Origin of the sequence: Leucobacter sp. UT-8R-CII-1-4 (assembly GCF_030010235.1) — a bacterium.
GTDB lineage: Bacteria > Actinomycetota > Actinomycetes > Actinomycetales > Microbacteriaceae > Leucobacter.
The window spans coordinates 17551-30004 of record NZ_JASCRS010000003.1; the positions used below are offsets into that span (position 1 = coordinate 17551).

The following is a 12454-nucleotide window of genomic DNA, read 5'->3' on the forward strand; positions in this document are numbered from 1 at the left end:
GGCGGTGGAGAAACTGTGATCGTCTTCGACATTGCTGCCGGGCTGCTCGCAGCCGCCGCCATTGTGTATCTTGTGATCGCCCTCGTGAAACCGGAGCGATTCTAATGACCTGGCTGTATGCGATTCTCTCGCTGGCAACTATCGCTGTTCTGCTCGGGGTACTTTATCGACCATTCGGCGACTACATGGCGTGGGTATACACCGCGAAAAAAGACCTCAAAATTGAACGCGGGATCTACCGGCTTATTGGTGTTGATGCCGCGTCAGAGCAGAGCTGGCAAGCATATCTGCGCAGTGTGCTCTCGTTTTCTGCCGTTGGCTTGCTGCTCGTTTACGGTCTGCAACGCCTGCAACAGTGGCTGCCGTACTCGCTTGGCCTCACTGCACCGTCAGAGCACCTCTCGTTTAATACGGCTGCTTCGTTTGTGGGCAACACCAACTGGCAGTCGTATGCGCCAGAAAGCACACTCGGCTACACCGTGCAATTTGCGGGCCTTGCCGTGCAGAACTTTGTCTCAGCAGCGGTCGGAATTGCTGTCGCAATCGCGCTCGTACGTGGGTTCGCCTATCGACGCTCCGGCACCATCGGAAACTTCTGGGTTGACCTCACCCGAGGCACTCTGCGCATCTTGCTACCCATCGCGGTCATTGGAGCAATTGTGCTCATGGTCGGCGGGGTGATCCAAAACTTCAACGGCTTCACAACTGTCACCACGATCACCGGCGCAACACAGACCATTCCCGGCGGTCCCACCGCATCACAAGAGGTGATCAAGCTGCTTGGCACCAATGGTGGTGGCTTCTTCAACGCGAACTCCTCGCACCCATTCGAGAATCCAAGTGCTCTCACCAATCTGTTCCAGGTGATCTTGATGCTCATGATTCCGTTCTCGCTGCCGCGCACCTTTGGCCGGATGGTCGGCGACAACCGTCAGGGTTACGCCGTGCTCTCAGTGATGGCCACGCTCTATGTTGCGGCGTTCGCGGCAATGACGTCGCTCGAATCCCTCGGCCTCGGCACGGCGCCCGAGCTTGCTGGCGGCGCACTCGAAGGTAAAGAAATGCGGCTCGGGGTGATCGGTTCAACTCTCTTCAGCACTACGAGCACCGGCACTTCAACGGGCGCCGTCTCGGCAATGCATGACTCGTACACCGCGCTCGGCGGCATGATCCCCATGCTCAACATGATGCTCGGTGAGGTTTCCCCCGGCGGTGTCGGCTCGGGCCTCTACGCCATGCTGGTGCTCGCGATTATTGCGGTGTTTATTGCTGGCCTACTGATCGGGCGCACCCCGGAATACCTCGGCAAAAAGATTGGACCGCGAGAAATCAAGCTGGCTGCGCTCTACATTCTCGTGATGCCTACCCTCGTGCTCAGCGGCACAGCGCTCAGCTTCGCGCTGCCCGGCGTGCGCGAAGAAATCGCCTCGACTTCAATTCTGAACCCGGGTATGCACGGCATGTCAGAAGTGCTGTACGCCTTCACCTCGGCAGCAAACAATAACGGTTCAGCTTTTGCCGGGCTTACCGCGAACACCCCTTGGCTCAACACGGCTCTCGGTGTGGTTATTTTGCTCGGGCGGTTTGTACCGATCGTGTTTGTCTTGGCGCTCGCTGGATCACTCGCAGCGCAGGATCGGGTGCCCGCAACGGTTGGCACGTTGCCGACCCACCGCCCACTGTTTATTGGGCTGCTCACAACGGTCACCGTGTTGGTTACCGCTCTCACATTTTTCCCTGTTCTGGCGCTGGGTCCCCTGGCAGAAGGGCTGCTGTAAACCATGTCAACAATCACTCTTTCCGAAGCTGATGCCGCGGGGCAAAGCACCGCTCACCCCGCTGAGGGTGCCGGAGCGAACGGGCACGTTTCAAAGGCCAACGGCTTCTCATGGCAGCAATTACGTTCGGCGCTTCCCGGCGCTTTTCGTAAGCTCAACCCGCGCGAGCAGTGGCGAAACCCCGTGATGTTCATCGTCTGGGTCGGTGCAGTACTGACCACGGTGCTCGCAATAGCCGAACCATTTCTTGGCGGTCCTGCCGACTCTGGCGGTACCGCCGTACCGGGCTCATTCACGGCAGCAATCGCTATTTGGCTTTGGCTCACCGTGCTTTTTGCGAACCTGGCCGAATCGGTTGCAGAAGGGCGCGGAAAAGCGCAGGCAGAGACCCTGCGAAAGACCCGCACCAGCACCGTCGCGCACCGCGTGGAGAATTATGATGCTGCGGGCGATCCAGCAGCGCAGCACACGTCCACCACCGAGCTTGCGTCTTCTGAGCTCGCCCTTGGCGACACTGTCGTGGTCGCAGCCGGCGAACTCATTCCTGGTGACGGTGACATCGTATGGGGTATCGCCTCGGTTGATGAGTCAGCGATCACGGGCGAATCTGCGCCGGTAGTGCGCGAATCGGGCGGCGACCGCTCGGCTGTCACTGGCGGCACCCGGGTGCTCTCCGACCGAATTGTGGTGCGGATCACTTCAAAACCGGGAGAAACATTTGTTGATCGAATGATCTCATTAGTTGAGGGAGCTGCCAGGCAAAAAACACCCAACGAGGTAGCTCTCAACATCTTGCTCGCCTCGCTCTCGATCATCTTTGTTGTGGTTGCGCTGACGCTCAACCCCATCGCTTCGTTCAGCGCAGCACCGGTGAGCGTGACAGTGCTTACGGCCCTGCTGGTGTGTCTGATTCCGACCACGATTGGCGCGCTACTGAGCGCGATCGGCATTGCCGGCATGGATCGCTTGGTGCAACGAAATGTGCTTGCGATGTCAGGCAGGGCGGTTGAGGCTGCGGGCGATGTCACCACACTGCTGCTCGATAAAACGGGCACGATCACCTATGGCAATCGTCGCGCGAGTGAATTTGTGCGGATGGGCGGTGTGCCCGAACAAAAGCTTGTGCGGGCGGCAGCGCTCTCATCGCTTACCGACCCAACCCCAGAGGGCGTTTCGATCGTTGAACTCGCAGAGAAGGAAGGTGTGGAATTTACCCGGGAAACCGCTGGCGAAATTGTGCCGTTCACGGCGCAGACCCGCATGTCTGGTCTTGATCTGCCCGATGGATCGCAGATTCGTAAGGGTGCAGGTTCTGCGGTGCTTGCCTGGCTCGAAAGCGACAACCTCGAGCTGAGCAATGATGTGACTGCTGAACTCAACGGCTACGTCTCTCGAATCTCACAATCTGGTGGCACCCCGCTCGTTGTAGCCAGCAAGGACGCGAGCAGAAACGGTCGTCTGCTCGGTGTTGTGCACCTAAAAGACGTTGTTAAAACAGGCCTGCCCGAGAAGTTCGCCGAGATGCGATCAATGGGCATTCGCACGGTCATGATCACGGGTGACAACCCGCTCACAGCCGCCGCTATTGCCAGAGAGGCTGGCGTAGACGACTTTCTCGCCGAGGCAACCCCCGAAGATAAGCTCGCCTACATTCGCAAAGAACAAGAGGGCGGCAATCTCGTAGCGATGACCGGCGACGGCACCAACGATGCGCCAGCGCTCGCGCAGGCCGACGTGGGAGTTGCCATGAACTCCGGCACCTCAGCCGCAAAAGAGGCCGGCAACATGGTCGACCTCGACTCAGACCCGTCAAAGTTGATCGACATTGTTCGCATCGGCAAACAGTTGTTGATCACGCGCGGCGCGCTCACCACCTTTTCAATTGCTAATGACCTCGCAAAATACTTCGCGATCATTCCGGCAATGTTCATGGGCGTGTTTCCGCAACTCGCGGCGCTCAACATTATGGGACTGCACTCGCCGGCCTCCGCAGTGCTCTCAGCAATCATCTTTAACGCGATTGTGATCGTGTTCCTGATCCCGCTCTCGCTGCGTGGCGTGAAGTATCGGCCGGGCAATGCCTCGAGCCTGCTCGGACGAAACCTTGCCGTCTACGGCCTCGGTGGCGTCATCACCCCGTTTATTGGCATCTGGCTGCTTGACCTTCTCGTTCGCCTGATCCCCGGTTTTTAACCTCAAATTCGAAAGAAGCAATCACTCATGAACGCATCAAGCCGCGGTGCTGGGCGTACCACCTGGGTCGCGATTCGCGCCATGGCACTTTTCACAGTGCTGCTCGGGGTCGGCTACACCTTTTTGATCACCGGCATCGGCCAAGCTTTCTTGCCCGCACAAGCCAACGGCTCGCTTGTTAGTGGCGCCGACGGCCAAATAGTTGGCTCTTCGCTCATCGGTCAATCATTCGTAGATCAGTCGGGTGATCCGCTGCCCGAATACTTCCAATCACGACCATCGGCAGCCGGTGGTGGTTATGACGGTGCCGCCTCGTCAGGTTCAAATCTTGGCCCTGAGAACCCCGAACTGATTTCGGCGATTACCGAACGCAAGGCGCAAATCGCTGCCTTTAACGGTGTGAACGAAGCCGTGGTACCCGCCGACGCGGTCACCGCTTCTTCTTCGGGCCTCGACCCACACATCAGCGAGGAGTACGCTGCGATTCAGATACAACGTGTCGCCAACGAGCGCGGACTCGCAAGCGATACGGTGCGCGAGCTTGTGCAGGCGCACACCAGCAACCGCGCACTCGGATATCTGGGAGAAACAACCGTGAATGTTCAAGAGTTGAACATTGCACTAGACAAGCTGAAAGGCTAAATCATGTCGAAGCAGGGGCGGCTCAGCGTGCTGCTCGGTGCCGCCCCTGGTGTCGGCAAGACATACGCCATGCTTGAGGAGGGCCGGCGCCTACTCGCGGCTGGCCAAGACGTTGTCATCGGCATTGTCGAGACGCACGACCGCGCAGCCACAGCCGCGATGACCGAGGGCCTGCCGGCGATCCCCCGAACTCTAATTGCGCACCGCGGAGTGGAACTCGCCGAAATGGATCTCGCCGCTGTGCTGGCGCGAAAACCCGCCATCGCACTGGTTGATGAACTCGCACACACCAATGCGCCGGGTTCTCGCAACCAAAAACGCTGGCAAGACGTTGCCGAGCTGCTTGACGCTGGCATCAGCGTGATTTCAACCCTCAACATTCAACATATTGAATCGCTCAACGATGTGGTCGAGCAGATTACCGGGGTGCCGCAGCGCGAAACGGTGCCCGATAGTTTTCTGCGCAGCGCCGACCAGATTGAAGTCGTCGACCTTGCGCCGCAGTCACTGCGTGATCGACTGAGCAGCGGCGTGGTCTACCCCGCCGAGCGGATCGATGCAGCCCTTTCGAACTATTTCAGGCTCGGCAATCTCACGGCGCTGCGCGAGCTTGCACTAATTTGGCTCGCAGACGAGGTCGACCAAGCGCTTAAGGGGTACCGCGAAGCGCACAGCATCGACAGCATTTGGGAGGCGCGCGAACGAGTCGTCGTTGCGCTGACCGGTGGACCGGAGGGTGAGACGCTGCTTCGCCGGGGGGCGAGGATCGCCGCGCGTTCGGCAGGTGGCGAGCTCATTGCAGTGCATGTCACCAGCCAAGACGGCTTGCGCTCTGCCGACCCGGCCGCGCTGGCCGAACAGCGCTCACTCGTCGAAAAACTCAATGGCACTTATCACCAGGTTATTGGCGAAGACATTCCGGGCGCGCTTGTCGCCTTTGCTCGTTCGGTAAACGCGAGTCAGCTGATTCTTGGCGCGAGTAGGCGCGGTCGACTCGCCGCCCTCTTTGCCGGGCCCGGAATCGGTGCGACCGTGGTGCGCGAATCAGGCGATATCGACGTACATATGGTGAATCACGCAGAGGCTGGGCGCGCACTCGCGCTGCCGCCGCTGACTGGTTCGCTCACTTTGAAACGAAGAATCCTTGGCTTGGTCGTTGCGCTACTTGGCGGGCCTGCCTTGACCGGGGTGCTGATGCTGTTGCGCAGCCCTGATTCGATCACCACCGATGTGCTCAGTTACCAATTGCTCGTAGTGGTGGTGGCGCTGATTGGCGGGTTCTGGCCCGCAGTGTTCGCCGCGGTGCTCTCTGGCTTCACGCTCGATTTCTTTTTTATCGAGCCCCTGTTTACGGTGCACATTCATAACCCTCATCACCTGCTTTCGCTGGGCCTCTACGTGCTGATTGCGAGCCTCGTAAGTTTTGTGGTGGATCGCGCGGCCCACTTCACTCGAGCAGCACGGCGCTCAGCTGCCGAGGCTGAATTGATTCAAACCATCGCCGGCAGTGTGCTGCGCGGCGACAATGCTATTCAGGCGTTGATTGATCGAACCCGGGAAGCATTTCAGTTGCCCGGTGTGCGATTGCTCTCCGGCGGCCAGCTGGTGGCAGCGTCTGGCGAGCCTGTGCCTGACAACCATCACACCACTATTCGTATTGACGAAGAAACGGTACTTGAGTTGCATGGCCCAGATCTTGCGGCCTCAGATCAGCGCCTTCTCGCTGTCGTGACCGCCCAACTTTCGGCAGCGATTGAGCATCAGCACCTTGCGCTCACGGCAGAACAGATCGAACCAATTGCCGCTTCTGACCGGGTGCGCGGCGCGCTGCTATCTGCCCTCAGCCATGATTTACGCAGACCTGTCGCTGCGGCGAGCGCAGCGATTGGAGGGTTGCGGGCTGCTGGCGCCAAACTTTCGGCAGAAGACACTCAAGAGTTGCTCGTCACCGCCGAGGAAAGCCTTGAAGCGCTTGCGACGCTGCTGACACATCTGCTCGATGTCAGTCGGCTGCAAGCGGGAGTGCTCACCATTGCCGCCCTGCCAACCGACCCTGCCGAGACCATTGCGCCCGCTCTTGATGAGTTGCAGCTTGGCCCTGGTGAGGTCACTCTCTCGCTCGCGCACGGCGACGCGCTTGCTGAGGCTGATCCGGTGTTGCTGCAGCGGGTGCTGGTGAATCTGCTGACCAATGCTCATCGTTTTAGCCCAGCGGATCGCCCGATCATCATCGGTACGAGCACGTTTGCCGACAACCTTGAGATCAGGGTTGTTGACCACGGCCCCGGTATTCCGCTCGAAAAACGCGATGATGTCTTTTTGCCTTTCCAGCGGCTCGGAGACACCGACAATTCGACAGGTCTTGGCCTTGGCCTCGCGCTTTCGCGGGGTTTTGTTGAGGCTATGCACGGCACGCTTGTTCCCGAGGACACTCCAGGTGGAGGCCTCACAATGGTGATATCTCTACCGCTAGTTCGGCACCCCTCTGCGCAGAAAGATGACTCATGAAAATCTTGATCGCCGACGATGATCCGCAGATTCTGCGTGCCCTGCGAATCACGCTCAGCGCGAAGGGTTACCAGGTGGTCACCGCGAATGATGGTGCGCAAGCGATCAGCGCTGCCATTGAGCAGCACCCCGATATCTTTTTGCTTGACCTGGGCATGCCGAATCTGAACGGCCTGGAAGTGATCGAAGCTATTCGGGGCTGGTCGAGTTCGCCGATTTTGGTGGTTTCTGGTCGCGCGGGGGCAGCTGACAAGGTTGAAGCTCTCGATGCCGGTGCGGATGACTACATTACGAAACCCTTCGCGATCGAAGAACTTCTCGCCCGGATTCGCGCGCTTTCTCGCCGCGTGCCACAGGATGCAAGCAGCCCGGTGGTGCGGCTCGGTGATGTCACGATTGATTTGGCTGCACACAGTGTCACCCGGTCGAATAGCGAAGGGTCAAAGCAGCTGCGGCTCACCCCAACCGAGTGGCAATTCATCGAAATTCTGATCCGCAATGCGGGCAAGTTGGTCACGAGACAAACCGTGCTCACCACGATTTGGGGCACTGAGCACGCCGAGGATACGGGCTACCTTCGCCTCTATGTGTCTCAGTTGCGCAGAAAGCTTGAGGACGACCCGGCAAATCCACGCTACATTTTGACCGAACCCGGCATGGGTTACCGGTTGGCGGGGGTCACCACCGATTCTGTCTAGGGCATGGCGCTGCCCTGTGCACTGGCGAGAATTCACGCCACAGTCGTCAAAACTCGGCTAGGTTTTGTACAACTACATTGCTGATTCGCTCCGCAGTGTTGATCGACAATGATGCCGATACCAAGGAGTCCCATGCCAGGCACCCCCACTCTTTCTGAACGAATCACACGATCAGTGATTCGCACGCTCGGCTCGTTGCCGGAGGGCATGCAGCGTGCAATCGCAGGCAAACCGGTGGTGGTTGATGGCCAGCAGCTTTACACAGAGGTGCAAATGGCATTGCGGCTGCTCAACGCACTGCCCGACTCAGACTTTTCAACTTTGCCTCTGCCAAAGGCGCGTGAGCAGATCGACGCCGAAGCACGCATTTTCGGTGGCTCGCACAGTGTTGCAGAGGTGGCCGACTTTACGATTCCCACCAGGGGTGGCGGCGTCGCTGCCAGACGCTACTCAAATGTGCCTGCGCATCAGCGCACCGGAACTGTGTTGTATTTTCACGGTGGCGGCTGGGTGGTTGGCAGCCTCGATTCAGCAGATTCGGTGTGCCGCTTTATCGCCGCAAATTCGACGCTTGAAGTGATTTCTGTCGACTACCGCCTCGCTCCAGAGCACCCGTTTCCGGCGGGAGCAGAAGACGCGATTGATGCCTATTTCTGGCTTCGAGAGGAACGCGATGGCGAACCGATAGCGGTGGCTGGCGATAGCGCCGGCGGTAATCTCAGCGCGGTGGTGTGCCTTGCCACGGCTGATGATCCGCTTGGCCCACCAGATTTTCAACTCCTGTTTTTTCCGGTCACCGATCTCTCTGAGAAAAGCGGATCGTACGCACTTTTTGCCGAAGGCTATTTTCTGACAGAAGCCCAGATGGATTGGTATCGGGAGCACTACCTGCCCTCACCAGATGACGCTCTGAATCCGCTCGCATCACCGCTCCTGGCAGAGCAGAGCCTGCTCTCGAAGATGCCACCGGCCCACGTCGCTGTGTCAGGTTTTGACGTGTTGCGCGATGAGGGGGTCGCCTACGCGAAACGCTTACAGGGGGCCGGTGTACCGACCACCCTGCAGCTTGTTGAGGGTCATATTCACGCGTTCGTGAATGCGACCGGAGTTGGCAAGTTGAGCGCCAAGGCACTCGCCGAATCGGTGCGATTCTTGGAGCAAGGCTTGCGGGCAAACGCAGCTTCGCCTCCTGAAAACCCAGCTACTCCTTAATCGCGCTTGCCAGCACAGCAAGCGCCGCTGCTCGAGCTTCTACGCCTCGTTCGCCACGACGTTCGACGAAGAGATCGACCAATTCTTCGCTGAGCAGCATGAGTGCCGCTCGTGAGGTGTGAATGAGTTCGTCGCTAAAGCTGTCATTGATCGGTGGCACCACAAGCACAGTGTCGGCGAGCTCAACCACTGCTGAACGAGCAAATGACGTGAACGCGATGACGGTCGCGCCACTCTCGCGCGCCGACTCCATCGTGTCGAGGGTTTGTCGGTTCGCGCCAGACCCTGAAAACACGATGCAGGCTGAGCCCGCGCCAAGTTGCCGAGCCGCGATCTGCTGCGCGAGTGGGTCGGTGAAGTATTCAACCGAGCGACCGGCAGCATTCAAACGCATCACAAGTGCGAGGCCGAGTGGCCCTGACAGGCCGTTCGCCACAACGAGCACCCGTGCAGCACTATCGAGCGTTGCCAAGAATGTTTCAACCGAATCAGCAGTGAGCGCAGAGGTGGTGTCGCCGAGCCGAGCGGCAACCTGCGCCACCCGTGAGCGCAGCACACCAAGGGCTGACGTATCAGTGTTTGGCGCTGAGCCTGCCACGCGAACACCCGCTGCTACACTCGCGGCGGCGCTCGCTGTCTCAAGCGCAAGCTCTTGCACAAGCGCAACCCGTAACTGCGGGTATCCCTCATAGCCGAGCGATTGCGCGGCACGGATCACGGTGGTTCGGCCCACGCCTACCCATTCGGCTAGCTCTTGCGCAGTGAGTTCGACAGCGCGGCCCCGATCTTGCGCGATCGCCTCAGCCACTCGGCGCTCGGTGCGCTGCAGAGCGGGGGCAAGCGATGCAATACGCACGCTCGGGCGAGCATCGTTTGCTCCGTTCCAAGCCATTTCACTTGCCTCCGTTCATCAGCCTTCGGCGAATCGCGCCTGAGATTGCATCCATCAGCATGGTTGCAATGATCACAACGATCAGCAGCATACCGACCGTGTCCCACTGACGATAGTTGGTGTAGTTCGAGAGCATGCTGCCGATTCCGCCAGCACCCACGAGACCAAGCACTGCTGAGGTTCGAATGTTGATTTCAAAACGGTAGAGCGCGTACGAAAAGAGTGCGGGGGCCACCGCTGGCCAGATCGCCCATCGAGTCACCTCTGCGGTGCTGCCACCAGCAGCTCGGACCGCTTCAGAAGCACCGTCCTGGGCAGATTCAACTGTTTCATATACCCATTTTCCCTGCGTACCGATGCCGGCGATCCCCAGTGCGAGCGCTCCCGTGAGCGGGGTCAAACCCGTCACCGTGAGGAGCACGAGGGCAATGATGACTTCTGGCACTGCGCGAATAACCGCGAAGATGGCGCGCAGCCCAGTACGCAGCCAGAGCGGCCCTACCGAGTTGGCAGCTAACATGCCAAGCGGAATCGAAATCAGCACGCAGATCAGCGCGCCAACCCAGGCCATCGAAATCGATCGCCAGGTTTCAAAGAGAGCCCTCGGCAGTTTCTCCCAATTGGGCGACTCGAACATGAGCCAAAGATAGTTTGCAATGCGCTCGGGCAATGAAGGCAAATCTGCCCAAGAAATCTGCAAGCCACCTGCTGCGACCAGTACCACTATCGCGGCGAGGATCGCCCACAGTGTTGGCCAAAATTTTGACGGTTTTGGCGGCACCGGCCCAAATGCTCGAGCAGAGAAGTTGTCTGTGCCGTTTGGCTTGTGAGTGAGCAGCTGGGTCATACAAGCCTCCGACGGAGCTGGTTCGAGATGAGTTCGATCACAATCACCACGAGCAGAATTTCAAGAATGATCACCGAAACATCTGAGTAAGCGTAAAAGCCCCGGCGCTCGTCAAGTAGACGGCCAATACCGCCCGCACCGACAATGCCCAGAATGGCCGAGATACGCACATTCAGTTCGAGTGTGTAGAGCCACTGATTGGCGAAAAGTGGCATAACTTGCGGCAATGCGGTCGCTCGATTGATTTGGAATTGGGTACCTCCGGCGGCCCGTCCGGCCTCCATGTACCGGTGATCCGCTGCATCAATAGCTTCAGAAACGAGCTTCACCACAATGCCAATGTTGAAGAGCACCAGAGTGACCACACCCGGTAGCGCACCCACACCGAGCATTGCCACCAGCACGGTTGCATAGACCAGGTCAGGCACCGAGCGAATCACGTTGATCAGCGTTCGCACAGTCTGGCGGGTGAGGGTGTTCGGGTTTGTGGGGCTGGCAGCCCAGAGCGTGATCGGCACGGAAAGCAACGCAGAGATTACGGCACCGACAAGAGCCATCTGCAGGGTTTCAAGCATCGGCGCCCAGGTGCGCGGTAAGAACTCAAAGTTCGGCTGCATCAATTGCGCCAGTTTTGCAGCGCCATTTCGCCAGTTTTTTGCGATGGCGCCGAGGTCGAGATCAATGCCACCGATTGCTGGCAGACAGGTTGCAATCGTGAACGCGGCGATCGCCGCGATGATCAGCAGGGTTCGGCCGAGCTTGCGAGGTTTTGGCGGTAGCACCAGCTCGGCGCTTGCAGCGTTTTTCACCGCCGCGACCTCGGATCGTGCAGTATCCGTCGTCATTCTGCGAATCCCAAACGGTCACGAGGCTGAATCGGGCGGCCATAGATTTCTTCAAAGTCTGCGTCGCTTGCGGCCGCAGCAGGGCCGTCGTAAACGACCTCGCCAGCGCGCAGCCCAATCATGCGGGTGGTGTACTGCCGCGCCAAATCCATCAGGTGGATGTTAATCAACACGGTGAGACCACGTTGGGCATTGATATCTCGCAGATCGGCCATAACCGAGTGCGCTGTTGGCGGGTCGAGGCTTGCTACCGGTTCGTCGGCGAGCATCACGCTTGGAATCTGTGAGAGCGCTCTGGCAATTGCTACTCGCTGTTTTTGTCCACCGGAGAGTGCGCCTGCTTTGTTCCAGACTTTGTCGAGAATGCCCACCGAGTCGAGCGCACGAAGAGTGACCTCGCGATCCAACGCGCTCGGCAGACCGAGCAGTGTGCGGTATGAGGGCGAGTGGGCGAATCTGCCGACCAAAACGTTGCGGTAGACGCTTGCGCGCTCAGCAAGATTGAATGCCTGAAAAATCATGCCGATGTGGCCGCGTGCTTCGCGGAGCTGTTTGCCGCGTAGCGCAGAGATCTCGTGTGGGCCGACGGTGACGGTGCCTGAGGTGACAGGCACGAGACCGTTGATGGTTCGAATCAGGGTTGATTTTCCGGAGCCTGAAAGCCCAACAATCGACACCATCTCGCCGGGAGCTATCTCAAGCGAGACATTGTTGAGGGCTTTTGTGCCACCTGGGTAGGTGACCGAAACTTCTTCAAGGGCGATGCGCCACGAGGCAGCAGCCGAAGGGGTACGGCCCTCTGCCTCGTGGCGATCTTCGATATGTAGCGACATTGAGCG

At 59.0% G+C, this 12454-nt stretch carries 11 protein-coding genes; 7 read left to right on the plus strand and 4 right to left on the minus strand.

Going from position 1 to position 12454, the window contains the following annotated elements:
- Positions 1-15: 15 nt before the first annotated feature.
- The 7 genes from QBL02_RS07425 (at position 16) to QBL02_RS07455 (ending at position 9031) form a co-directional block, all read left to right on the plus strand.
- Positions 16-105, plus strand: coding sequence for a potassium-transporting ATPase subunit F (locus QBL02_RS07425; RefSeq protein WP_282725774.1), 90 nt, complete (start codon positions 16-18; stop codon positions 103-105).
- Entirely contained in the window at positions 105-1778 is a 1674-nt protein-coding gene (kdpA, locus tag QBL02_RS07430) for a potassium-transporting ATPase subunit KdpA (RefSeq protein ID WP_282725775.1), read from the plus strand. The genes QBL02_RS07425 and kdpA overlap by 1 nt, the downstream gene beginning before the upstream one ends.
- Positions 1779-1781: 3 nt before the next feature.
- Positions 1782-3971, plus strand: a complete 2190-nt coding sequence (gene kdpB, locus QBL02_RS07435) for a potassium-transporting ATPase subunit KdpB (protein ID WP_282725776.1) — start codon at positions 1782-1784, stop codon at positions 3969-3971.
- 27 nt (positions 3972-3998) lie between these two features.
- Positions 3999-4613, plus strand: coding sequence for a potassium-transporting ATPase subunit KdpC (gene kdpC / locus QBL02_RS07440; RefSeq protein ID WP_282725777.1), 615 nt, complete (start codon positions 3999-4001; stop codon positions 4611-4613).
- Between the two features lie 3 nt (positions 4614-4616).
- Positions 4617-7121, plus strand: coding sequence for a DUF4118 domain-containing protein (locus QBL02_RS07445; RefSeq protein WP_282725778.1), 2505 nt, complete (start codon positions 4617-4619; stop codon positions 7119-7121).
- Complete coding sequence (locus tag QBL02_RS07450) at positions 7118-7819, plus strand: response regulator transcription factor (protein ID WP_282725779.1); 702 nt, start codon at positions 7118-7120, stop codon at positions 7817-7819. The genes QBL02_RS07445 and QBL02_RS07450 overlap by 4 nt, the downstream gene beginning before the upstream one ends.
- A 132-nt stretch (positions 7820-7951) precedes the next feature.
- Entirely contained in the window at positions 7952-9031 is a 1080-nt protein-coding gene (locus QBL02_RS07455) for an alpha/beta hydrolase (protein ID WP_282725780.1), read from the plus strand.
- Here QBL02_RS07455 and QBL02_RS07460 read toward each other — a convergent pair.
- From QBL02_RS07460 to phnC, 4 genes are read right to left on the minus strand one after another with little or no spacing between them, the layout of a single operon-like run.
- Positions 9021-9923, minus strand: coding sequence for a MurR/RpiR family transcriptional regulator (locus QBL02_RS07460; protein WP_282725781.1), 903 nt, complete (start codon positions 9921-9923; stop codon positions 9021-9023). The genes QBL02_RS07455 and QBL02_RS07460 overlap by 11 nt on opposite strands.
- A gap of 1 nt (position 9924) precedes the next feature.
- On the minus strand, positions 9925-10770 hold the full coding sequence (gene phnE / locus QBL02_RS07465; RefSeq protein WP_282725782.1) for a phosphonate ABC transporter, permease protein PhnE: 846 nt from the start codon (positions 10768-10770) through the stop codon (positions 9925-9927).
- The gene (gene phnE / locus QBL02_RS07470; protein WP_282725783.1) at positions 10767-11615 is read right to left on the minus strand and encodes a phosphonate ABC transporter, permease protein PhnE; all 849 of its coding nucleotides are present in this window, start codon (positions 11613-11615) and stop codon (positions 10767-10769) included. Before phnE (QBL02_RS07470) ends, phnE (QBL02_RS07465) begins: the two co-directional genes overlap by 4 nt.
- Positions 11612-12448, minus strand: a complete 837-nt coding sequence (gene phnC, locus QBL02_RS07475) for a phosphonate ABC transporter ATP-binding protein (protein ID WP_282725784.1) — start codon at positions 12446-12448, stop codon at positions 11612-11614. Before phnC ends, phnE (QBL02_RS07470) begins: the two co-directional genes overlap by 4 nt.
- Between the last annotated feature and the right edge of the window lie 6 nt (positions 12449-12454).